This window comes from Streptomyces bikiniensis, assembly GCF_000716625.1.
Classification (GTDB): domain Bacteria; phylum Actinomycetota; class Actinomycetes; order Streptomycetales; family Streptomycetaceae; genus Streptomyces; species Streptomyces bikiniensis.
The window spans coordinates 58,386-80,893 of sequence record NZ_JNXJ01000001.1 but is presented as its reverse complement, the minus strand read 5'-3'; the positions used below and the strand labels follow the sequence as shown (position 1 = coordinate 80,893).

17 protein-coding genes and 1 pseudogene are annotated in these 22,508 nt (G+C 71.3%); 7 read left to right on the top strand and 11 right to left on the bottom strand.

The window, feature by feature from the left end; translation table 11 throughout:
- Positions 1-112: 112 nt before the first annotated feature.
- The gene (locus tag OO47_RS00330; RefSeq protein WP_158708619.1) at positions 113-541 is read left to right on the top strand and encodes a hypothetical protein; all 429 of its coding nucleotides are present in this window, start codon (positions 113-115) and stop codon (positions 539-541) included.
- Positions 542-1,043: 502 nt separating this feature from the next.
- Here the strand turns inward: OO47_RS00330 and OO47_RS00320 are convergent.
- From OO47_RS00320 to kdpF (OO47_RS34365), 9 genes are all read right to left on the bottom strand, one after another.
- A complete protein-coding gene (locus OO47_RS00320; protein ID WP_030211348.1) occupies positions 1,044-3,587 on the bottom strand; it encodes a sensor histidine kinase in 2,544 nt (847 codons plus the stop codon).
- A 43-nt stretch (positions 3,588-3,630) separates the two neighbouring features.
- Entirely contained in the window at positions 3,631-4,317 is a 687-nt protein-coding gene (locus OO47_RS00315) for a response regulator (protein WP_030211346.1), read from the bottom strand.
- Between the two features lie 99 nt (positions 4,318-4,416).
- Positions 4,417-5,088: a potassium-transporting ATPase subunit C gene (locus OO47_RS00310; protein ID WP_030211344.1), complete on the bottom strand. Its 672-nt coding sequence runs from the start codon at positions 5,086-5,088 to the stop codon at positions 4,417-4,419.
- A 6-nt stretch (positions 5,089-5,094) separates the two neighbouring features.
- Positions 5,095-7,233, bottom strand: a complete 2,139-nt coding sequence (kdpB, locus tag OO47_RS00305) for a potassium-transporting ATPase subunit KdpB (RefSeq protein ID WP_030211341.1) — start codon at positions 7,231-7,233, stop codon at positions 5,095-5,097.
- On the bottom strand, positions 7,230-8,894 hold the full coding sequence (gene kdpA, locus OO47_RS00300) for a potassium-transporting ATPase subunit KdpA (RefSeq protein ID WP_030211339.1): 1,665 nt from the start codon (positions 8,892-8,894) through the stop codon (positions 7,230-7,232). The genes kdpB (OO47_RS00305) and kdpA overlap by 4 nt, the downstream gene beginning before the upstream one ends.
- 8 nt (positions 8,895-8,902) lie before the next feature.
- Positions 8,903-8,992 (bottom strand): K(+)-transporting ATPase subunit F, encoded by a 90-nt coding sequence (gene kdpF, locus OO47_RS34370; protein ID WP_033207511.1) that lies wholly within the window; start codon positions 8,990-8,992, stop codon positions 8,903-8,905.
- Positions 8,989-9,138: a hypothetical protein gene (locus OO47_RS37140; RefSeq protein ID WP_167345327.1), complete on the bottom strand. Its 150-nt coding sequence runs from the start codon at positions 9,136-9,138 to the stop codon at positions 8,989-8,991. The genes kdpF (OO47_RS34370) and OO47_RS37140 overlap by 4 nt, the downstream gene beginning before the upstream one ends.
- 125 nt (positions 9,139-9,263) lie before the next feature.
- Positions 9,264-11,828 carry an ATP-binding protein gene (locus OO47_RS00290; RefSeq protein WP_267883670.1) on the bottom strand — a complete coding sequence of 855 codons (2,565 nt, stop codon included), beginning with the start codon at positions 11,826-11,828 and terminating at the stop codon, positions 9,264-9,266.
- Positions 11,825-11,914, bottom strand: a complete 90-nt coding sequence (gene kdpF, locus OO47_RS34365; RefSeq protein WP_033207508.1) for a K(+)-transporting ATPase subunit F — start codon at positions 11,912-11,914, stop codon at positions 11,825-11,827. Before kdpF (OO47_RS34365) ends, OO47_RS00290 begins: the two co-directional genes overlap by 4 nt.
- Positions 11,915-12,832: 918 nt before the next feature.
- On the opposite strand from kdpF (OO47_RS34365), the gene kdpB (OO47_RS00280) reads away from it, so the two are divergent.
- From kdpB (OO47_RS00280) to OO47_RS33195, 5 genes and pseudogenes are all read left to right on the top strand, one after another.
- Entirely contained in the window at positions 12,833-15,049 is a 2,217-nt protein-coding gene (kdpB, locus tag OO47_RS00280; protein WP_030211335.1) for a potassium-transporting ATPase subunit KdpB, read from the top strand.
- Positions 15,050-15,311: 262 nt separating this feature from the next.
- On the top strand, positions 15,312-16,121 hold the full coding sequence (locus tag OO47_RS00275) for an SDR family NAD(P)-dependent oxidoreductase (RefSeq protein WP_030211333.1): 810 nt from the start codon (positions 15,312-15,314) through the stop codon (positions 16,119-16,121).
- A 14-nt stretch (positions 16,122-16,135) separates the two neighbouring features.
- Positions 16,136-16,213, top strand: coding sequence for a 50S ribosomal protein bL37 (locus OO47_RS38690; RefSeq protein ID WP_401662558.1), 78 nt, complete (start codon positions 16,136-16,138; stop codon positions 16,211-16,213).
- A gap of 65 nt (positions 16,214-16,278) precedes the next feature.
- Complete coding sequence (locus OO47_RS00270) at positions 16,279-17,067, top strand: GNAT family N-acetyltransferase (protein WP_051715757.1); 789 nt, start codon at positions 16,279-16,281, stop codon at positions 17,065-17,067.
- A 346-nt stretch (positions 17,068-17,413) separates the two neighbouring features.
- Positions 17,414-18,089, top strand: a pseudogene (locus OO47_RS33195) (amino acid transporter); the annotation flags it as partial.
- 173 nt (positions 18,090-18,262) lie between these two features.
- Here OO47_RS33195 and OO47_RS00260 read toward each other — a convergent pair.
- Positions 18,263-19,678 carry a serine hydrolase domain-containing protein gene (locus OO47_RS00260; RefSeq protein ID WP_051715755.1) on the bottom strand — a complete coding sequence of 472 codons (1,416 nt, stop codon included), beginning with the start codon at positions 19,676-19,678 and terminating at the stop codon, positions 18,263-18,265.
- Positions 19,679-19,791: 113 nt separating this feature from the next.
- On the opposite strand from OO47_RS00260, the gene OO47_RS00255 reads away from it, so the two are divergent.
- Positions 19,792-20,469, top strand: a complete 678-nt coding sequence (locus tag OO47_RS00255; RefSeq protein WP_030211324.1) for a TetR/AcrR family transcriptional regulator — start codon at positions 19,792-19,794, stop codon at positions 20,467-20,469.
- On the opposite strand, the gene OO47_RS00250 is transcribed toward OO47_RS00255, so the two are convergent.
- The gene (locus tag OO47_RS00250) at positions 20,466-22,304 is read right to left on the bottom strand and encodes an APC family permease (RefSeq protein ID WP_030211321.1); all 1,839 of its coding nucleotides are present in this window, start codon (positions 22,302-22,304) and stop codon (positions 20,466-20,468) included. The two genes, OO47_RS00255 and OO47_RS00250, sit on opposite strands and share 4 nt — an antisense overlap.
- Positions 22,305-22,508 lie beyond the last annotated feature (204 nt).

Below are 22,508 nucleotides of genomic sequence, written 5' to 3'. Positions count from 1 at the left end.
TCATGTGAACCGCTTTCCAACCCGCAACGGTTGTGACGCACGTCAAGCAAGGGGGAGATCTGTTAGGGAGGTCCTTTCGGTGTTGGCCGCCTCGGGCGCCATCCTGCCGGCGATGGCCGCCGCATCCGCCTCGGCGGTGGACGAGCCGTCCGACGACGGTGGCGGCTTTCTCGCACGGAACGAGCCGAAGGACGCGGCGACCGTCGAGGAGCCGGCCCGGGAGCGGGCGGAGGATGTTCACGTCCGGACGCCGGCGAACAAGCTGTGCACCGGCACCTGGACGCACGCGGTATCGACCGTCACCTTCCAGCGCGCGTCGGGCGGCACCCTCGCCCGGGGACTCGAACTGTCCCACACGGCCCGGGCGAACCTCGGTTCTCCGGTCACGGTGACGATGCCGTACGCGTACGTCAACGGCAAGGCCGTCAATCCGCCGTACGGTCCGCACACCGCGATCAGCACGTACAACTTCCACGGCAGCATGAACAAGTATCAGCACGTCGGGGGGGTTCCGGCACGATCGCCACCGGCAACGAGCTGACCTTCCACTGGTCGCTGAAGGGCTCCAGGCCCGACTCGGCCGCCGACCGTTGCATCACCTGTCGGGTTCCCCGGCCCGGAAGCGCGTGAGCACCCCGTGAACAGCCGGACCCCCCGCACCAGCGCCCGTGTCCTCGACGGCCGCCACGAACTCGTCGTCGACGGTCTGTCACTGGACGAGGACTCGTTCACCCTCCGCTACACGGTCAGGCCGCCCCTCCCCGGGGGGAGGAAGGCGAGTCGTTCGTCCTGCCGGCACTGGAGGCGCGCGACGACGTCGGCAACGAGTACACCGACTGGGGCGGTGCGTACGGCCCGAGCGCGGACGGCGGCCACACGGAAGGGACGATCACCGGGCAGCCGGCCGTCGCCCCTTCCGCGCGCATCCTCACGGTCCGCCTCACGTTCCTGCGGGAAGGGCGGGAACACCCCTGCGTCCTGCCGCTTGAAGTGCCGGGCGCCCGCCCGGACCCCGACTGACACGGCCGGATCCACCACCGGCCTCAGGTCGTCCTCTCCCGGGAGACTCCCGTGCTCGACGGAGGGAGGCCGTCCGCCGTACGCAGGCCGAGCACCATGGTCAGCCCGCCCCCGGGGGTGTCCTCCGCCGTCACCGTGCCGCCCATCGCCTCCAGGAAGCCACGCGCCACGGCGAGGCCGAGGCCGACGCCCTCACCGCGCGGAGCGTCCCCGTACCGCTGAAAGGCGCCGAAGATGCGGTCCTTGGCCTCGTCGGGGACGCCGGGGCCCCGGTCCACGACACGGAGTTCGACGCGGTCGGCGAGGGCGCTCGCCGATACGAGAACGGGTTCCCCGTGTGGGCTGTACTTGACGGCGTTCTCGACGATGTTGGCGACGGCGCGTTCCAGCAGGCCGCGGTCGACGGCGACCATCGGGAGCGTCTCGGGGATGTCCAGTTCGACGCTGTCCTCGGGAACGCCGAGGAGCGCCATGGGGACGACCTCGTCGAGGTCGGTCTCCCTGATCACGGCCGTGACGGTGCCGGTCTCCAGGCGGGACACGTCGAGGAGGTTGCCGACGAGGTGGTCCAGCCGGTCGGCGCCGTCCTCTATGGTCGCGAGCAGTTCTGCCCGGTCTTCTTCCGACCACTCGACGTCGTCGGCCTGCAGGGAGGAGACGGATGCCTTGATGCCGGCGAGCGGGGTGCGCAGGTCGTGGCTGACGGCGGCGAGGAGCGAGGTGCGGATCTTGTTGCCCTCGGCGAGCTTGCGGGCCTCCTCCGCCTCTCCCACGAGTCGCTGCCGGTCGAGGACGACGGCGGCCTGGGCGGCGAAGGCTCCGAGGACACGGCGGTCCTCGGCCGGCAGGACACGGCCGATCAGGGCGAGGGTCAGGTGGTCCCCGACGGGCATGTCCACGTCGGCAACCTCGGGGCGGTCGATCGGGCGGGGGCCGACCCTGGCGACGCAGGACCACGGTTCGGTGTCGTCACCGCGCTCCAGGAGTGCCACGGACTCCATGGCGAAGGTCTCACGGAGCCGTTCGAGCAGGGCGTCCAGACCGGTCTCCCCGCGCAGCACGCTGCCCGCGAGGAAGGAGAGCGTCTCCGCCTCCGCCCGCAGCCGGGCCGCCTGATGGGTACGGCGGGCGGCGATGTCCACGACCGAGGCGACCGAGATCGCGACTCCGACGAAGATCACCAGGGCGACGATGTTGCGCGGGTCGGCGATCGTGAGCTGGTGGAGCGGCGGGGTGAAGTACCAGTTGAGCAGGAGCGATCCGACGGCCGCGGACGCCAGGGCGGGTCTGAGGCCGCCGAGGAGGGCCGCGGCCACGGTCAGGGTCAGGAAGAGCAGTACGTCGTTGGCCAGGCCCACTTCGGGGAGGACGCTGCTCAGGAGCAGGGTGAGCAGGACGGGCCCGGCGAGGCCGACGGCCCAGCCCCACAGGGTGCGGGGCCGGCCGAGCCGCGTCCGGCCGGCGGTGGGGAGACCGCGGCCCTTGGCGGCTTCGTCGTGGGTGACGATGTGGACGTCGAGGTCGGGTCCGGACTCACGGGCGACGGTGGCGCTGACGCCGGGTCCGAAGGCGTACTGCCACGTCCGGCGCCGGCTGACGCCGAGGACGATCTGGGTGGCGTTGACGCCGCGCGCGAATTCGAGCAGCCCGGTGGGGACGTCGTCGCCGACGACGTGGTGGAAGGTGCCGCCGAGGTCTTCGACGAGCGTGCGCTGGAGCGCCAGCTCCTTGGGCGACGCGGTGGTGAGGCCGTCGCTGCGGGAGATGTAGACGGCGAGGACCTCGCCGCCCGCGCCCTTCTCGGCGAGGCGGACGGCACGCCGGATGAGGGTGCGCCCCTCGGGGCCGCCGGTGAGGCCGACCACGATCCGCTCGCGGGAGCCCCAGATCTTCGAGACGCGGTGCTCGGTCCGGTACTCCTGGAGGTACTCGTCGACCCGGTCGGCGGTCCACAGCAGGGCGAGCTCGCGCAGGGCGGTGAGGTTGCCGGGGCGGAAGTAGTTGGAGAGGGCCGCGTCGACCTTGTCCGGCTTGTAGACGTTGCCGTGGGCCATCCGCCGCCGCAGGGCCTGCGGCGACATGTCGACCAGCTCGATCTGGTCGGCCCGGCGGACGACCTCGTCCGGGACGGTCTCCCGCTGCCGTACCCCCGTGATCGACTCGACGACGTCGCCGAGCGACTCCAGGTGCTGGATGTTGACCGTGGATATGACGTCGATGCCGGCCGCGAGCAGCTCCTCGACGTCCTGCCACCGCTTGGCGTTGCGGGAACCGGGGACGTTGGTGTGGGCGAGCTCGTCGACGAGCGCCACGGCCGGCCGGCGGGCGAGGACCGCGTCCACGTCCATCTCCGTGAAGACGGTGTCCCGGTACGCGATCTCCCTGCGCGGCACCGTCTCCAGGCCGTGCAGCATCACCTCCGTACGCGGTCGGTGGTGGTGCTCGACGAAGGCGACGACGCAGTCGGTGCCGCGCTCCACCCGCCGGTGGGCCTCCGAGAGCATCGCGTACGTCTTGCCGACGCCGGGTGCCGCGCCGAGGTAGATGCGGAACTTTCCACGTCCCATGGTGATGTGCGCTGCCGTTCTCGTGCGGTGGCGGGAGGAGGAGTCAGGGTTCGAAGCGGTAGCCCATGCCGGGCTCGGTGACGAGATGACGGGGGTGCGCCGGGTCCGCCTCCAGCTTGCGCCGGAGCTGGGCCATGTACACCCGGAGGTAGTTGGTCTTCCTGCCTGAGCTGGGCCCCCACACCTCCGTGAGGAGGCGCCTCTGGCTGATGAGAGCGCCCGGGTTGCAGACGAGGATCTCCAGGAGGTGCCACTCGGTCGGCGTCAGCCGTACGTCACGGTCCTGCCGCCGGACCTTCTTGGCCACGAGGTCGACGGTGAACGACTCGGCCGTGACCGGACTCGTCGTGAGCGGTTGGGCGGACGCCTCTTCGGTGCGCCGGGTCGCCGCCCGTACACGGGCGAGCAGCTCGTCCATGCTGAACGGTTTCGTCATGTAGTCGTCGGCACCCGAGTCGAGCGCCCGGACCTTGTCCTCGGACCCGCTGCGCGCGGAGAGCACGAGCACCGGGACCCTGCTCCATCCCCGGAGCGTCTTGATGACGTCGACCCCGTCCATGTCGGGCAGGCCGAGGTCGAGCAGGATCACGTCCGGCTGCTCCGAGGCCACCAGGCGCAGCGCCGTCGTGCCGTCGGGTGCGGCGTCCACGGCGTACTTCCGTGCCTGCAGGTTGATCACCAGTGCGCGTGCGAGCTGCGCGTCGTCCTCGACGACCAGCACCCGGGTCATCGGTGCCGCCCCTCCTGTAGTGGTTCGGTGTGCGGCGGAAGCCGACGAGCCGTGGATCGTCCATGGCTCGTCGGCTCCGCTGTCGTTCGGTTAAGCCCATCAGCCCTTGGCCACCAGGTCCTTGAGAGCGATGTTGAGCTTCAGGACGTTGACGCGGGGTTCGCCGATGAAGCCGAGGATCCGGTCGTCCGTGTGCTCGGCGACCAGCCGGTCGACCTGGTCGACGGTGAGCTTGTTGCGTTCGGCGACGCGGTGGGCCTGGAGCTTCGCGTACTCGGGCGAGATGTGCGGGTCCAGGCCGGAGCCGGAGGAGGTGACCGCGTCGGCGGGCACGTCGGAGGGCTTCACCTTGTGGTCGGCGGTGGAGTTGTCCCTGACCACCGCCGCCTTGGCGTCCTTGACCCAGGTGATCAGGTCCTCGTTGTCGCCGGAGCGGTTGGTGGCGCCGGAGAGGATGATCGAGTACTGGGTGTTGACGCTGTTGGTGCCCAGGCCGTTGGACGGGCGCGGCTGGAACCACTTCAGGTCCGGGGTCGGCGTCTCCTCGCCCTCCTTGAGGGGCAGGTTGTAGGTCTGGCCGATGAGTTCGGAGCCGACGACCTTCCCGCTCGCGTCCTTGATCTCGGAGCCGTTGGCCTTGCCGGGGAAGGCCACCTGGGCGATCCCGGTGACGGCCAGCGGGTAGAGGACGCCGCAGATCACGGTGAGGACGAGGAGGGCGCGCAGGCCCGCCCAGAGGACCCGGCCGGTGTTCGCTGCTGAGTTGTTCATCGTGGGTCAGCCGATTCCGGGGATGAGGGAGAGGAGCAGGTCGATGAGCTTGATGCCGATGAACGGGGCGATCAGGCCGCCCAGTCCGTAGAGGCCGAGGTTGCGGCGGAGCATCGAGTCGGCGCTGGAGGGCCGGTAGCGCACGCCCTTGAGGGCGAGCGGGACGAGGGCGACGATGATCAGCGCGTTGAAGATGACGGCGGAGAGGATCGCGGACTCGGGCGAGGCCAGGCCCATGATGTTGAGCTTGTCCAGCGAGGGGTAGGCGACCGCGAACATCGCGGGGATGATCGCGAAGTACTTCGCGACGTCGTTGGCGATCGAGAAGGTCGTCAGGGCGCCCCGGGTGATGAGGAGCTGCTTGCCGATCTCGACGATCTCGATGAGCTTGGTCGGGTTGGAGTCGAGGTCGACCATGTTGCCGGCCTCCTTCGCGGCCGACGTGCCCGTGTTCATCGCCACCCCGACGTCCGCCTGCGCGAGCGCGGGGGCGTCGTTGGTGCCGTCACCGGTCATCGCCACGAGCTTGCCGCCGGCCTGCTCGCGCTTGATGAGGGCCATCTTGTCCTCGGGGGTGGCCTCGGCGAGGAAGTCGTCGACACCCGCCTCCTCGGCGATCGCCTTGGCGGTCAGCGGGTTGTCGCCCGTGATCATGATTGTCTTGATGCCCATGCGGCGCAGCTCGTCGAACCGCTCGCGCATGCCCTCCTTGACGACGTCCTTCAGGTGGATGACACCCAGGACACGCGCGCCCTTGTCGTCCTTGACCGCAACGAGCAGGGGGGTGCCGCCGGCCTCGGAGATCCGGTTGGCCAGGGTGTCCGCGTCGTCGGCGACCTCGCCGCCCTGCTCGCGGACCCAGTTGACGACCGATCCGGCCGCGCCCTTACGGGTCTGCTTGCCGTCCACGTCCACGCCCGACATGCGGGTCTGCGCGGTGAACTCGATCCAGGTGGCATGCGTCAGCTCGCCCTGGTGGCGCTCGCGCAGGCCGTACTTCTCCTTCGCCAGGACCACGATCGAGCGGCCCTCGGGCGTCTCGTCCGCGAGGGACGAGAGCTGGGCGGCATCCGCCAGCTCGGCCGCGGTGGTGCCCTTGACCGGAACGAACTCCGAGGCCTGGCGGTTGCCCAGGGTGATCGTGCCGGTCTTGTCCAGGAGGAGCGTCGAGACGTCGCCGGCGGCCTCGACGGCCCGGCCCGACATCGCGAGGACGTTGCGCTGCACGAGCCGGTCCATGCCGGCGATGCCGATCGCGGAGAGCAGCGCGCCGATGGTGGTCGGGATCAGGCAGACGAGCAGGGCGGTGAGGACGATGAGGGAGGTCTGCTTGTCGGCGCCCGCGTAGATCGCGAACGGCTTCAGGGTCACGACCGCGAGCAGGAAGACGATCGTCAGCGAAGCGAGCAGGATGTTGAGGGCGATCTCGTTGGGCGTCTTCTGCCGGGCGGCGCCCTCGACCAGGTTGATCATCCGGTCGATGAACGTCTCGCCCGGCTTCGTCGTGATCTTAATGACGACACGGTCCGACAGCACCTTCGTACCACCGGTCACCGCGCACCGGTCACCGCCGGACTCCCGGATCACCGGAGCGGACTCGCCGGTGATCGCCGACTCGTCCACGGAGGCCACGCCCTCGACGACGTCGCCGTCGCCGGGGATGACGTCGCCGGCCTCGCAGACCACCAGGTCACCGATCCTGAGCTCGGTGCCGGCCACCTGCTCCTCGCCCGTCTTGGTGAGACGGCGGGCGACGGTGTCGGTCTTGGCCTTGCGCAGGGTGTCGGCCTGGGCCTTGCCCCGGCCCTCGGCGACCGCCTCCGCCAGGTTGGCGAAGATCGTCGTCAGCCAGAGCCAGGCGGTGATCGCCCAGCCGAACCAGTCGTCCGGGTTCTTCACCGCGAGCACCGTGGTGACCACCGAGCCGACCAGCACCACGAACATCACCGGCGACTTGACCATCACCCGCGGGTCGAGCTTCTTGATCGCGTCGGGGAAGGACGTGATCAGCTGCTTCGGGTCGAACAGGCCCCCGCCGACGCGGCCGGCCGACTGGGGGTCGCCGGACGGGTCGCCGTGTGGCGTCCTGGGGCCAGTCGTGGTGGTGGACATGTCGTCCTCGTGCTTCTTCAGATCGTTGGTCATGCCGCGAGCCCTTCGGCGAGCGGGCCCAGCGCGAGGGCCGGGAAGTAGGTGAGACCGGTGATGATCATGATCGTGCCGACCAGCAGGCCCGTGAACAGCGGCTTCTCGGTCCGCAGGGTGCCCGCCGTCTCCGGCACCGGCTTCTGCTCCGCCAGCGAGCCCGCCAGCGCGAGGACGAACACCATCGGCAGGAACCGGCCCAGCAGCATCGCGATGCCGATGGTCGAGTTGAACCACTGCGTGTCCGCGTTCAGGCCCGCGAACGCCGAACCGTTGTTGTTGGCGCCCGAGGTGTACGCGTACAGGATCTCGGAGAAGCCGTGCGCGCCGGAGTTGGTCATCGAGTTCGCCGGGGTGTCCAGGACGAACGATGCGGCGGTGAAGCCGAGGACGAGCGCCGGGGTGACAAGGATGTAGCAGGCGGCGAACTTGATCTCGCGGGTGCCGATCTTCTTGCCCAGGTACTCCGGGGTGCGGCCGACCATCAGGCCGGCGAGGAACACGGCGATGACCGCCATGATCAGCATGCCGTAGAGGCCGGAGCCGACGCCGCCGGGCGCGATCTCGCCGAGCTGCATCCCCAGGAGGTTGATGCCACCGCCGAAACCGGTGTTGGAGGAGTGGAAGGAGTTCACGGCGCCGGTCGAGGTCAGCGTGGTGGCGACCGAGAAGATCGCGGAGGCCGCGATGCCGAACCGGGTCTCCTTGCCCTCCATCGCACCGCCGGCGATCTCGAAGGCCGGGCCCCTGCCCGCGAACTCGGTCCACAGCATCAGGCCCGTGAAGACGAGCCAGATGGTGGCCATCGTGGCCAGGATGGCGTACCCCTGCCTCAGCGAGCCGACCATGCGGCCGAAGGTCCGGGTCAGCGCGAAGGGGATGACGAGGATCAGGTAGATCTCGAAGAGGTTGGACAGCCCGTTGGGGTTCTCGAAGGGGTGGGCGCTGTTGGCGTTGAAGTAGCCGCCGCCGTTCGTGCCCAGCTCCTTGATGACCTCCTGCGAGGCCACCGCGCCGCCGTTCCACTGCTGCGAACCGCCCGTGAACCGACCCACCTCGTGGATCCCGGAGAAGTTCTGGATCGCGCCACAGGCCACCAGGACGAGAGCGCCGATCACGGAGATCGGCAGCAGGATCCGGACGACACCCCGGACCAGATCGGCCCAGAAGTTGCCCAGCTCACCCGTACGGGAACGGGCGAAGCCGCGCACCAGGGCCACCGCGACCGCGATGCCGACGGCCGCCGACACGAAGTTCTGCACCGCGAGGCCACCGGTCTGCACGACGTGGCCCATGGCCTGCTCGCCGTAGTACGACTGCCAGTTCGTGTTCGCCACGAACGACGCGGCCGTGTTGAACGCCTGGTCCGGATCGATCGACACGAAGCCGAGCGAACCCGGCAGCGAACCCTGAAGACGCTGCAACAGGTAGAGGAAGAGGACACCCACCACGGAGAAGGCCAGCACCCCGCGCAGATACGCGGGCCACCGCATCTCGACGTTCGGATTCGCACCGATCGCCTTGTAGATCCACTTCTCCGGCCTCAGATGCTTCTCCGAGGAGTACACCTTGGCCATGTGGTCACCCAGCGGCCGGTAGGAGAGACCGAGGGCGACGACGAGGGCGACGAGCTGGAGCACTCCAGCCAGAACGGGACTCATATCCGTGCTCAGAACCTCTCCGGCTTGAGGAGGGCGAGGACGAGATAGACCAGCAGGCCGGCGGCCACCAGCAGACCGACGATGTTCTCGACAGTCACAGCTTCGCCACCCCCTTGGCGACAAAAGCCACCAGCGCGAAGACCGCGACCATGGTGACGACGAAGGCCACGTCGGCCATCGTGAACTCCCGAATGAAGGAAAAGCGGATTCTCTGACGAGTTGAGGAAACAGCCTTTTCGGCCACCCGCCGCCTTCGTTGACACCGCCCTAACGTCCTTGGCCCCACTCTTGACGCGTCCCCTACGCGGCGGGCCCCGGCCGGCTCCCATGCCCGGCTGGAGGGCATCGTTCGCACGGTCCAGGCAGCTGTCAGGGTTCCGTGGGGGCGGGGGCACCCTGTGTCCGGGAGTACGCGCAGGGCAGCGTGACGACCATGGTCAGTCCCCCGCCGGGGGTGTCCTCCGGGGTGAGCGTGCCGCCCATCGCTTCGGTGAGCCCTCGGGCCAGGGCCAGGCCGAGGCCGACACCGGTGGTGTTGTCGGTGTCGCCGAGGCGCTGGAAGGGCTCGAACACGCGTTCAAGGTCTGCCGGAGGCAGACCGGGGCCCCGGTCGACCACACGCAGTTCGACGCGGCCGGCGAGCGTACTGGCTCCGAGGAGGACGAGGTGTCCTGGCGGGGAGTGGCGGACGGCGTTGGCCACGAGGTTGGCGACGACCCGTTCGAGGAGCGGAGGGTCGGCGAGGACGAGCGGTGCCTCCTCCAGTCCGCGGAGGGCCACCCGGCGTCCCGCGTCGTCCGGGAGGCCGTCCAGAGCCGCCGGGACGACCTCTTCCCAGGTCGTGGGACGAAGGTTCAGGGTGAGGGCGCCCGCCTGGAGGCGGCTCATGTCGAGGAGGTTGTCGACCAGCCTGCTGAGCCGGGCCATGGATTCGTCCGCCGTGGCCAGCAGCTCCTCCTGTTCCTCCTGTGTGAAGCCCACGTCGGGGCTCCGCAGGGAGGCCACTGCTGCCCAGCCCGCGGCCAGCGGGGTCCGCAGATCGTGGCTGACCGCGGCGAGGAGGGCGGTGCGCATCCGGTCCGCGGACTTCGCGGTCTCCGCCTCGGCCGCCGCCTCGGCGAGCCGGGCCCGTTCGACGGCGGCCATGAGATGGGCGGCGAACGCGTTGAGGACGCGGCGGTCGGCAGCCGGCAGGGTGCGGCCGCGCAGCACGAGGAAGCTGCCGTCGCCCACCGCGACCTGGCTCGCGGCGGGGTCGTCCACGGGGTGGTCGGTCAGTTCGGCGGCGTGGGCGGCGAAGGTCTCCCGGGTACGGGCGAGCAGGTCGGGGACGGTGTGTTCGCCCCTGACGACGGAGCCGGCGAGCGCCGAGAGGGTCTCCGCCTCGGCCGTGGCGCTCGCGGCTCTGCGCGACAGCCGCAGCGACCGGTCCACGACCGCAGCGACGGAACCCGCGACCACGACGAACACGACGAGGGCGAGGACGCTGTCGGGGTCTTCGAAGGAGAACGCTCCTCCAGGCGGTACGAACCAGTAGTTGAGCAGCAGGGAGGCCGTCACGGCCGCGACGAGCGCGGATCCGATGCCGCCGATGCAGGCCACGCCGACCACGGTCAGCAGGAAGAGAAGGGCCTCGCTGGTCAGGTCGACGCTGCCCCTGAACCGGTCGAGCAGCAGGGTGAGGAGGGCGGGGAGAACGACACCGGCGACAGGTCCGGCGACGCGCCGGGACAGCGGGAGGGTGCGTCGGCGCGAGGGGAGCAGGCGTCCCCGGCCCGCCCTCTCGTGGGTGACCATGTGCACGTCGATCGCGCCGGAGAGCGCGACGGTGGTCTCACCGATGCCGCGCCCGGTGAGGAAGCGTTCCAGCCGGCCGCGTCTGCTCGTGCCGAGGATCAGCTGTGTGGCGTTCCCGGCCCGGGCGAAGTCCAGCAGCGCGGTCGGCACGTCCTCGCCGACGACCGTGTGGTAGCTGCCGCCGAGGCTCTCGACCAGGTGCCGCTGCCGTGCGAGCGCCGTGGACGAGGCACCCGCCGCGAGCCCGTCGCCCCGTGCGACGTGCACGGCCGACAGCTCGCCCTGTGCCGACCGGGCGGCGATCCGGGCGGCGCGCCGTATGAGGGTGTCGCCCTCCGGTCCGCCCGTCAGTCCGACGACCACGCGCTCCCGGGCTTCCCAGATTCCGCCGATGCCGTGGTCGGTGCGATATTTCCGCAGGGCGTCGTCGACCTGGTCGGCGACCCAGAGCAGGGCGAGCTCCCGCAGGGCGGTGAGGTTGCCGGGACGGAACCAGCTGGCGAGCGCCGCGTCCACCATTTCCGGAGGGTGGATGTTCCCGTGCGCCATCCGCCGGCGCAGGTCCTCGGGATCCACGTCGACGAGGACGATCTGGTCGGCGGCGCGGACGAAGCCGTCCGGGACGCTGTCGCCGGGCGGTACCTCGGTGATCGTCTCGACGACATCGCTCAGGGACTCCAGGTGCTGGACGTCGATGGTCGTCAGGACGTCGATGCCGGCCGCGAGCAGTTCCTCGACGTCCTGCCAACGGCGGGCGTTGCGGTGGCCGGGCGGGTTGGTGCGGGCCAGGTCGTCGACGAGGAGCAGTCCGGGGCGGCGGCGCAGCGCGGCGTCCAGGTCGAAGCCGCCGTGATCGTCCGCGGGACGGCCGCGGGCCGCGTCGTCCCGGTGTCCCAGGAGTTCCAGGCCGTCGAGCAGTGCCTCGGTGTGCGGTCGGCCTCGGCAGTCGGCGGCGCCGACGACCACGTCGGTCCCCCGTGCCGCCCTGCGGTGGCCCTCGTCGAGCATCCGGTACGTCTTGCCGACGCCGGCGGTGGCGCCGATGAGCACCTTGAGCCTTCCTCGACGGCCGACGGGCGCGCCCGTCTCCGGCCGCCCGGTACGGGTCTCTGTCGCCGGACGCCCGGTGCCGGTCAGAACTTGTCCGGGTAGAACAGCGCGGCCACCAGATAGCCGACGAGAGCCAGGGCAACAGCGAGACCGACGGCATTCTCGATGCTCACGGACGATCAGCTCCCTACGAGAACAAGGACCAAAGGGCCACAGCGCGGACAGCGCGGACGGACGAAGAACCACAGCGCGGACGGACAGCGGAATGCATTCGCTCTCTGTCATCAAAGCTCGCTTCGAGTCGACGTGCGCCCACCTTGACGTCGCCCTGTCGACCGCGTCCCGGAAGCTGACGGGTCTTTGACGGTTCCTGTACGGGCGGTTCACACGGCCGGGCGTGCACGTCCGCCGATCCGGGGGTCGGGGCGTCGAGGCCCGGGGGGGGGGAGGCCGTCCCGCGGAAGGGCTCGTCCGGCCCGCGGCCACCCCCTGGTGCCGCGGGCCGGAACGTCCCTCTCGTCGGGCGGTTCCGCCCGCTCGTGCCGAGGTGTCGGTCCGGGCCGTCGGTCACGGACCACGCGCGCCGCCTCGGCGACGCGCCCCCTCACACCCCACACGTTCGAACGGTCGCCCGATCCCCCGTGAGGGGATCATCCTGTGCCACGACCGGGTGGAGATCCGGCCCCCTTGACGCTGCTCTGACGTCGGGTCACCTCGCTTTGACGGAGCCTTGACGAACGCCTCCAACGGCTCGTAAGAGGCTCGTCAAAGCCTGCGTCGAGCGGGCTCCACCCGGGCGACGAGCGTCTAGATTCATCCTCGGTCGCTCACCGGCCCGGGGGCGTCAGTGGCCTGATCGTCCCGGCCGCGGGGGCACGGACCGCCCTCCCATCCGGCGTTTCGTGCCCCCGCGTCGCGACCGCGCTGTCCGTCCACAGCCGCACCACGGGTGCCGGGTCCACACGGCCCGGCACCCGCAGGCGCGGGCCGGACCGTCCACTCCTCCAGGACTTCCTCCCGGGAGGGGCCCAGCCGTTTCTCCTCGGCCTCCGCCGCACGGACGGCCGGGATCTTCCCGAAGGCCTTCCGCGATGCATTCCGCCGCGCCCCGACCGGCGCACCCTCCCGCCGGCCCGTACGTCCCTGCCGGTTCGCCGTCTTCCGACGGACCCCTCTTCCCGGGCCCTCCGCCGGCCCCGCCCCGCAATCCCGCCCCCCGCTTCCGTCCGGGGCGCCGGCGCGCGGGCCACGGCGGGCTCCTCGATCCCGTGCAGCTCGTGAAGTCGTTCCCCGAGGCGCTGCGCAAACTCCACCCACGGACCCTCGTCCGGAAGCCCGTGCTCTTCGTGGTGGCCGTCGGCTCGGTGCTGACCACGCTCTCGGCGTTGTTCGATCCGTCCGTGTTCACCTGGACGGTCAGCGTCTGGCTCTGGCTGACCGTGGTCTTCGCGAACCTGGCGGAGGCCGTTGCCGAGGGCCGGGGCCGTGCGCAGGCCGAGTCGCTGCGCAGGGCCCGGACGGACACGGTCGCGCTGCGGCTCACGCACTGGCGGTACGGCACCGATGTAGACCGGGCTGCGACGGAGGCGGTGGCCGCGACCGACCTCAAGCAGTTCGACTTCGTCCTCGTCGAGGCGGGCGAGCTGATCCCGGCGGACGGCGACGTCGTCGCCGGCGTCGCCTCGGTCGACGAGTCCGCCGTCACGGGCGAGTCCGCGCCCGTGATCCGGGAGGCGGGCGGCGACCGCTCCGGGGTCACCGGCGGGACGACGGTGCTCTCGGACCGGATCGTCGTCCGCGTCACCTCGCGCCCCGGCCACTCCTTCATGGACCGGATGATCGCGCTCATCGAGGGCGCGGAACGCCAGAAGACGCCGAACGAGATCGCCCTCAACATCCTGCTCTCCGCACTGACCGTCGTCTTCATCCTGGTCGTCGTCGCACTGAAGCCGATGGCGGGATACGCAAACGCCGCCCCGTCCACCACCGTCCTCGTCGCCCTCCTCGTCACGCTCATCCCCACCACGATCGGCGCCCTCCTCTCCGCGATCGGCATCGCCGGCATGGACCGGCTCGTCCAGCGCAACGTCCTCGCCATGTCGGGCCGGGCCGTCGAGGCCGCGGGCGATGTGAACACCCTGCTCCTCGACAAGACCGGCACGATCACCCTCGGCAACCGTGAGGCCACCGCCTTCATCCCGCTCCCCGGGGTGGAGGCCGCCCTCCTGGCCGACGCGGCGCAGCTCTCCTCGCTCGCCGACGAGACCCCCGAGGGGCGGTCCGTGGCCGAGCTCGCCCGGCGGCAGTACGGCCTGGAGGCTCCCGCCGAGGGCGAACTGGCGAACCCCCGGTTCGTGGAGTTCAGCGCGCAGACCCGGATGAGCGGCGTCGACCTGCGCTGGGACGGCGGCGCCTGCCACATCCGCAAGGGAGCCGCGGCACGGGTCACCGCCTGGGTGGAGATGTACGGGGGCACGGTGCCGCCCGAGGCCCGCGCCTGGTCCGACGCGGTCGCGGACGCCGGCGGCACGCCCCTCCTCGTGGCCCTCCACGACAGCGACGGTCCCCGGGTGCTCGGGATCGTCCACCTCAAGGACGTGGTCAAGGAGGGCATCCGGGAACGGTTCGCGGAGCTGCGCCGCATGGGCATCCGCACCGTGATGGTCACCGGTGACAACCCGCTCACGGCCCGGGCCATCGCCCACGAAGCCGGCGTCGACGACTTCCTCGCCGAAGCCACCCCCGAGGACAAGCTCGCCCTGATCCGACGGGAGCAGGAAGGCGGGAAGCTGGTCGCGATGACCGGCGACGGCACCAACGACGCCCCCGCGCTGGCACAGGCGGACGTCGGGGTGGCGATGAACACGGGCACGTCGGCCGCGAAGGAGGCCGGCAACATGGTCGACCTCGACTCCGACCCGACCAAGCTCATCGAGATCGTCGAGATCGGCAAGCAACTCCTCATCACCCGGGGCGCCCTGACCACCTTCTCCATCACGAACGACGTCGCCAAGTACTTCGCGATCATCCCCGCGATGTTCGCGGGCGCGTACCCGGGCCTCGAAGCACTGAACATCATGGGGCTGAGCAGCCCCACCTCCGCGATCACCTCCGCCATCGTCTTCAACGCCCTGATCATCGTGGCCCTGATCCCGCTCGCCCTGCGCGGTGTCCGCTACACCCCGGCGTCCGCGCACGAGCTTCTGCGCCGCAACCTGCTCGTGTACGGGCTCGGGGGCCTGGCCCTGCCCTTCCTCGGCATCAAGGCCGTCGACCTGCTCGTCTCCGCCGTCCCCGGACTCGGGTGAACAACCGTCAGAGTCACGTAAGAGAAGGGCTTCTGGGCTTGCGGGTGGGTCGCCCCGGAGCTTCGATGGGGAACATGAACAGCGCGTGGCTCCTGCTCGACCGGCCGCCCCATCGGGCGCCCCGTCGTGAGCCCCGCTGTCCGGAGACCGCAGTACGCCGCTGATCCTCTCCGGCCCTGCCACGGGGCGTCGTGACCTCTCGCGTCCGGCGCCCCTTCTCCGTACCCGCACACCTTCGACACCCGTGAGGGACTGACCCGTCATGTCCGTTTCCGACCTTTCCTCCCGCACCGTCCTGGTGACCGGCGCCACCTCCGGCATCGGCTACCAGACGGCCCGGATCCTCGCCGAGCGCGGCGCCACCGTCCTCGTCCACGGCCGCACCGCCGAGGAGGCGCAGGCCGCCACCGACCGTCTGGTCACCCTGGCCGACGTCGACGAGGCCCGTCTGCACCCGCTCGGCGCGGACTTCACCCGCCTGGAGGAGGTCGAGCGCCTCGCGCACCGCGTCCTGGCCGAGCACCCGCGCCTCGACGTGCTCGTCAACAACGCCGGCATGGCCGCGCCCGAACGCCACACCGTCACCGCCGACGGCAACGAGGTCGCCTTCCAGGTCAACTTCCTCGCCCACTACCTCCTCACCCACCTCCTCGAACCCGCCCTCACCAGCGAGCCCGGCGGCCGTGTCGTCAACGTCTCCTCCTCGCTCCACCGCACCGGCTCCATCCAGTGGAACGACCCCAACCGCACCCGCCGCTACTCCCGCCTCGCCGCCTACGCCCAGTCCCAGCTCGCCCTCACCGTCTTCGCCGCCGACCCCCGGGTGACCGCCGTCTCCGTCCATCCCGGCATCTGCACCACCGGCCTCCTGCCCCTGTACGCGCACGAGGGCGTCGCCCCGGCCGAGGGCGCCGCGCACGTCGTGCGCCTCTGCGACCCGGCCACGGAGATCGTCAACGGCGCCTACTACGACCGCGAGCACCGCGTCACCCCGGCGCCGGTCGCCCTGGAGGAACGCAGCGTCAAGCGCCTCAGCAAGCTCGCCGACGTCCTCGTCGGCCACACGGCCTGAAAGGGGCACCGGACATGTCCAAGCGCGCCCGCAAGAAGAAGGACCGCCGCAAGAAGAAGGCGAACCACGGCCGCAAGGCCGGCCAGAGCTGACCCGCCCAGGTGCGGCCCGCACGACGACAGCGGGCCGCACCGCTCCCGTACTCCCGGAGGTTCCCGTGATCCCCCACCCCGCTCACCAGCCACCGGCCTGCGCCCGGGTGTTCCCCGTCGGCGCGCCCGGCACGGCGACCCTGGCCGAACACGTCCTCACCACCGGCCACGGCACCTGGTGGACCGACCGCCCCGTCCGGTCCCGCGTCGTCGCCGTCACCAGCGGCCGCCACGCCCTCCTGGCCGGCGACCCCACCGCCCTCGCCCCCTCCGATCTCGCCCCGCTGGCCGGCCACCGCGTCGAGGCGTCCCCCCGCTTCCTGCCCGTGCTCGCCGCCGCCTTCGACCTCCTGCACCCGTGGGACCGCATGCTCTACGTCCACCGGGCGGACGCGGCCCCGGCACAGGTCCCCCGCGGGACGACGGTCCGGCGCCTGCGCGCGGAGGACGGCCCGGCGCTCGTCGCCGCCGGTCTCGCCCTCGGTCGGCCCTTCGCCACGTGGGGCGGCCCCGAGGGCCTCGCCCGGTCCGGGCACGGCTGGGCCGCCTTCCGCAAGGACCGGATCCTGGCCGTGGCCTGCTCCCGGTTCACGGGCAGCCGGTACGAGGACGTGGCCTGCGCCACCGACCCCGCCGAGCGGCGACAGCACCTGGCCCTCGCCTGCGTCGCCGGCCTGACCGCCGACATCGCGGCCCGCGGCCGGACCGCCACCTGGAGCTGCTCCCGCGAGAACCGGGCGAGCCGCCTGCTCGCCTGGACCGCCGGGTTCCGGCTCCTGCGCGAGTACGTGCACCACACCACCGGCCCGCACAGCGCCGTCAGCGACACGTCAAAGCTGCGGGCCGCCGCGTAAAAGGCGCGTAGCCATCCACCGGGTGTGTACCGCTCGTGGTCCCGGCGTCAGCTGCCCGCAGCCATCGCCCCCCCTCTCCCGGCCCGCCGCCGACGTGCTGCACGACGCCGGACGGCCCGGCGAGGCCCGGGCGGCGCGGCTGACGGTGCGGGGCCTGTGGAACACCGGGACCGTGCGCACCGACCGGCTCGTGGCGGTCGTCCGGTCGGCGGACACCGCCGGGCGCCTCGCGCTGCGGGACGAGGGCGGTGTCCGGGCCGAGGTCGACCTCCGCGCCCCCTCGCCACCTCCGCGCTGTGGCCCCGGGGCGAAGGACTACTTCTCCACCCTCGGCCACCGGCCCGGCATCGCCGCGCTCGTGGCCGGCCTCCTCTCCCCCGTCGCGACGATCGTGCTGGTGATCGTGACGCTGGCGGGCGCGCTGCCGGTCTACCGGCGGGTGACAGAGGAGAGTCCGCACGGCGAGGGCTCGATCGCGATGCTGTCGCGGCTGCTGTCCTTCTGGAAGGGCAAGCTCTTCGTCCTCACCCTGCTCGGCTTCGCGGCCGCCGACTTCCTCATCACCATCACCCTGTCCGCCGCCGACGCCTCCACCCACCTCGTGGAGAACCCGCACCTGGAATCGGCCCTCCACGACAAGCAGGTGATCATCACCCTGATACTGATCGCGCTGCTCGGCGCGGTGTTCCTCAAGGGCTTCCTGGAGGCGATCGGCGTCGCCGTCGCCCTGGTCGGCGTCTACCTCGCGCTCAACGCGGTCGTCGTGGTGACCGGCCTGTGGCACGTGGCCACCGAGGGCCACGTCGTCACCGACTGGACGGCCGCCCTGACCCAGGAACACGGCAACGTCTTCGTCATGATCGGCGTCGCGCCGATCGTCTTCCCCAAGCTCGCGCTCGGCCTGTCCGGCTTCGAGACGGGGGATGGCGGTCATGCCGCACGTGAAGGGCGACCCGGGCGACGCGGAGACGAAGCCCACCGGCCGGATCCGCGGCACCAAGGAGCTCCTGACGACGGCCGCGACATGACCGGCGCCCGTCCGCACGTGTACTTCGAATGGACCGAGGGCAACCCCTTCGCCGACTTCCTGCGCTTCTTCCTCTTCGGGCAGGGCGAGATCGCCCCGGTCACCCGCGAGATCCTGCGCGAGGCGGAATCCGACCGGGACCGCCGCCCCCGCGTCCACGTCGGCCAGTCAGCTCGCCGTCCGGTTAAAGAGGCGGCCTCCCAGGTCGACGCCCGTGACGCGGCCGTCGGCGTCGCGGGTGAAGAAGCCGCGCTGGCCTGCGAGGATGCCCTCGGTGAGGACGTACTCGTCGCCGTCTCCGGGCAGGAAGCCCATGGCGGCGGGGGCGATGTCCGGCGGCATGTCCGCGTCCGAGGCCCGGCGGATCTCCGGCTTGATCTCCACGGCGAGGGTGAGCCGCTCCCCGTCGGCGGTGACGTCGGTGGCGATGTCGAGGTTCATGGCGTCGATCCGGTAACGCCCGGCGACCTCGCGGGCGCGGGCCCCGTCGTACGGCACGGGCTCGGGGTCCTTCTCGACCAGGCCGAGGAAGTGCGCGAAGGCGGCGCGGACGACGGCCTGGTTGAAGAGGTAGCCCTCCTCGCTGTTGGCGAGGGACACGACGGCGAAGTCGTGCTCGGGCGCGAGGTGCAGCTCGGCGTACTGTCCGTTGCCGGATCCGCCGTGGCCGATGGTGCGGACGCCGTCGACGGGACGGCGGAACCAGCAGATGCCGAAGCCGTCGCCCATCGTGCTGCCGCGCAGCGGCGCCGTCTCGTCGCGCATGCCGTGCAGGGTGGCGGTGCGCAGCAGGCCGTCGCCGTCGCCCAGGTGGAAGCGGGCCCAGGCGAGGAGGTCGGCCGCGGTGGAGGCGATGCCGCCGCCGGGGTTGTCGCCGCGGGTGCCGGCGCGGAAGGCCTTCCAGGGCCGGGCGGCCTTCAGTTCGCCGTCCTCGCCGTGGACGTGGCCCGTGGCGAACGGCCGGACCATGACGTCGTCCACGTCGAAGACGGTGTCCGTGAGGCCGAGCGGCTCCAGGACGAGAGCGGCCACGGCCTGCTCGAAGGGCCGGCCGGTGACGTTCTCGACGATCCGCCCGGCCAGGTTGTAGCCGGCCTGGCTGTAGGAGGCGCGGGCGCCGGGCGGGGCGATCAGCGGGAGGCGGTCGAGCTTGGCGACGAACGCGGCGAGGGAGCCGTCCTCGCCCTCCGTGTCGATGAGGTTCCAGTCGAGGCCCGCGGTGTGGTTGAGCAGGTTGAGGACGGTGATCCGGGCGGCAACCTCCTCGTCGGCGAGGACGAGCTCGGGCACGTAGCGCCGGACCGGCGCGTCGAGGTCGACCCCGCCCTGCTCGACCAGGCGGAGCAGGGCGGTCGCGGTGAAGGTCTTCGAGATCGACGCCAGGTGGAAGACGGTGTGCTCGTCGACCGGGCGCGGGTGGGCAAGGCTCGTGACCCCGTGGTTCACGAAGGCCGTCCGGCCGCCGACCAGAACGCCGACGGATGCGCCGGGCACGCCGTGCTCCTCGGCGAGGGCCGCGACGATCGCGGCGAACTCGTTCTCGCGGTCCCGCTGGTTCTGCTGGTCGTCCTCGTGCTGCTGCATGACGGGTTCCCCCTGGGACTTCGTTTCGGGCCCGGATCGAACACGAGCTCCTTGAACTAAGTACAGGAGCACCGTAGACCCATTACTGCACTAAGTTCAAGTAGAGTCCGGGCATGGCGCGAAACACACTCACCCCCGACCAGATCGTCCGCGCGGCGATCGAGCTGCTCGACGACGAAGGGCTCGACGGCCTCAACATGCGCAGCCTGGGCGCGCGGCTCGGCACCGCCGCCACCGCCGTCTACTGGCACATCAGGACCAAGGACGAGCTCGTGAGGCTCGCCGCCGACGAGGTCTGGAACGAGGTGGAGCTGCCCGACCTCGACGCGACGGGCTGGCGGCCGGCCGCCGCCGCCATGGCCGGCAGCATGCACGCGATGCTCACCCGGCACCCGTGGCTCGGCCAGGCCTTCGGCAGCCACCTGCTCTACGGCCCCGGCAAGTCCCGGCGCGACGACCACAGCCTCGCCCTGTACGAGAAGGCCGGCTTCGCCCCCGCCGACGCCGACCGGGCCGCCGCCGCCGTCTTCGTCTACGTCCTCGGCAGCGCCCTCGGCACCGCCGCCCAGGTCTCGCTGACCCGGCGCCTCGGCAAGAGCGGCGACCCGGAGAAGGAGCTCGCCGACACCATGGCAGCGGCGACCGAGGTCGCCATGGACTTCCCCCGTCTGCGCGAACGCCTGGGAGGGACGGCCGCCACCGAATACCTCGCGGCCCCCGACCGCACCTTCGAGTTCGGTCTGGAGACGATCCTGAACGGCTTCGAGGCGCAGCTGACCGAGACGGACTAGCCAGCCCCGAGCCGGAACCTCAGCCGGCAGATCACGGCATCCGTGTCCCGGCGGACGGCGTGGGCGACGACCGCGCCCCGCTGGTTCTGCAACAGCCGCTGCCACAGGCGTTGCGGCTCGGCCTCCGGGATCAGCACGGTCACGCGGGTCCCCGGTTCGGCGGCGCGCAGTGCTTGTACGTAGACGCTGACGGGCCGCCCGAGCGAGCGCCTCTCAGAGGGGAGCCGTACCAGGGGAACGGCCGGGTTCCACAGCGCCCAGTCCCGCTCCAGGGCCTCGGTGGCCGCCAGGTCCTCGGGGTCCGGGTGGCAGACGGTCACCGCCCGGACCTCGTCGCCGAGGGAGACGGCCGCGGTGAGGGCCTCGCTGGTGAGCCGGGTGAGTGAGGAGACGGGGACCAGGACCAGGGAGCGCTCACGGTGCGGCGGCTCCGGGACCTTGCCCACGCCCAGACGCTCACCGATCCGCCCGTACGCGCGGTGGACGGCCTCGAAGGCGAGGACGAGCGCGGGCAGTGCGATCACGATGAGCCAGGCGCCGTCGTGGAACTTGGTGGCGGTGACGACGACCGCGGAGACGCCGGTCAGAAGGGCGCCGAGGCCGTTGAGGAGGGCTTTGCCCCACTGCCGGGTGGCCCGCCAGTGCAGGACCATGCCGGTCTGGGCGATCGTGAAGCCGACGAAGACACCGATCGCGAAGAGCGGCACCAGGGTGTTGGTGTCACCTCCGGAGAAGACCAGCAGCGCCGCCGAGACCACCGCGAGCCACACCACCCCGTGCCGGTGCACCTGTCGGTCGGCCTTCAGACCGAAGACGTGCGGCACGTAGTTGTCCCGGGCCAGCAGCTTGAGCAGGACGGGCAGCCCGCCGAAGGAGGTGTTGGCCGACAACGCAAGCAGCACCATGGTCGCGAACTGAACGACGTAGAAGGCCCCGTTGTGACCGAGGGAGGCGTCGGTGAGCTGGGCGAGGACGGTGACGCCCTCCACCGGCTGGAGCCCGAAACGGGAGATCAGCACGGACAGACCGATCAGCATCACGCCCAGCAGCCCTCCCAGCGCCACCTCCGCACGCATCGCCCGGCGGGCGGCCGGCGCACGGAAGGACGGCACCGCGTTGGCTATCGCCTCCACACCGGTCAGTGCGGAGCAGCCGGAGGCGAACGCCTTGAGCAGGAGCAGGGCACCGATGGTGGTGGCGTCGTCTGCGAGAACGGAGGTGTGTCCGTCGGAGGCCGCGGTGGAGACGGGCGCGTCGCGGAACAGGCCGACGGCGATCACGACGAGGATCGCGCCGACGAAGACGGCGGTCGGGACGATGAAGGCGCGGGCCGAGTCGACGATCCCGCGCAGATTCACAGCCGTGATGAGCACCAGGACACCCAGACAGATCACCAGCCGGTCGCCGTACAGGCCCGGGAAGGCGGACGTCAGCGCGGCCACGCCGGCGGTGACGGCGACGGCGACGTTCAGCACGTAGTCGAGGACCAGCGAACCGGCCGCGACCAGGCTCGTACGCCGTCCCAGGTGCGCCTTCGCCACGGCATAGGAGCCACCGCCGTCCGGGAACGCCGCGATGACCTGGCGGTACGAGGCCACCAGCACCGCCAGCAGCCCCGCGATGGCCAGCGTCACGGGCAGCGTGAACCCAAGCCCGTACCCACCTGCGGCCGCAAGTACGAGCACGATGGCCTCGGGCCCGTACGCCACCGACGCCATCGCGTCCAGGGACAGGGCAGCGAGCCCGGTGACAGCGGTCAGCTTGTGCCGGGCGCCGGTATCGGGCGGTTCCTCGGCACCGGGTGCGGCGTCCTTCTCGGCGGTCAGGGTGGTCATGTGGGCGGACTCCTTCGGATCGGGCTCCGCTCAGCTTCCGCCCGCCTCCCGGACCTGTCCGCCCTTCTTGGCGCGTTCTTGGCGCCGCCCCGCCCTCCTCTGACAGCCTTTTGACGCCGGCCCCGGCCAGGCGGGGCATCAGGATGGCGTGAAGACTTCCCGGGCATCGGCCGGCCTGCCCGATCGCGGCCCTACAGTGCGTCC

Coding starts and splice junctions, on each gene's coding strand:
- OO47_RS00330 (WP_158708619.1), top strand. CDS start 113: ATGGCCGCCGCATCCGCCTCGGCGGTGGACGAGCCGTCCGACGACGGT.
- OO47_RS00320 (WP_030211348.1), bottom strand. CDS start 3,587: ATGGGACGTGGAAAGTTCCGCATCTACCTCGGCGCGGCACCCGGCGTC.
- OO47_RS00315 (WP_030211346.1), bottom strand. CDS start 4,317: ATGACCCGGGTGCTGGTCGTCGAGGACGACGCGCAGCTCGCACGCGCA.
- OO47_RS00310 (WP_030211344.1), bottom strand. CDS start 5,088: ATGAACAACTCAGCAGCGAACACCGGCCGGGTCCTCTGGGCGGGCCTG.
- kdpB (WP_030211341.1), bottom strand. CDS start 7,233: ATGACCAACGATCTGAAGAAGCACGAGGACGACATGTCCACCACCACG.
- kdpA (WP_030211339.1), bottom strand. CDS start 8,894: ATGAGTCCCGTTCTGGCTGGAGTGCTCCAGCTCGTCGCCCTCGTCGTC.
- kdpB (WP_030211335.1), top strand. CDS start 12,833: ATGCATTCCGCCGCGCCCCGACCGGCGCACCCTCCCGCCGGCCCGTAC.
- OO47_RS00275 (WP_030211333.1), top strand. CDS start 15,312: ATGTCCGTTTCCGACCTTTCCTCCCGCACCGTCCTGGTGACCGGCGCC.
- OO47_RS38690 (WP_401662558.1), top strand. CDS start 16,136: ATGTCCAAGCGCGCCCGCAAGAAGAAGGACCGCCGCAAGAAGAAGGCG.
- OO47_RS00260 (WP_051715755.1), bottom strand. CDS start 19,678: ATGCAGCAGCACGAGGACGACCAGCAGAACCAGCGGGACCGCGAGAAC.
- OO47_RS00255 (WP_030211324.1), top strand. CDS start 19,792: ATGGCGCGAAACACACTCACCCCCGACCAGATCGTCCGCGCGGCGATC.
- OO47_RS00250 (WP_030211321.1), bottom strand. CDS start 22,304: ATGACCACCCTGACCGCCGAGAAGGACGCCGCACCCGGTGCCGAGGAA.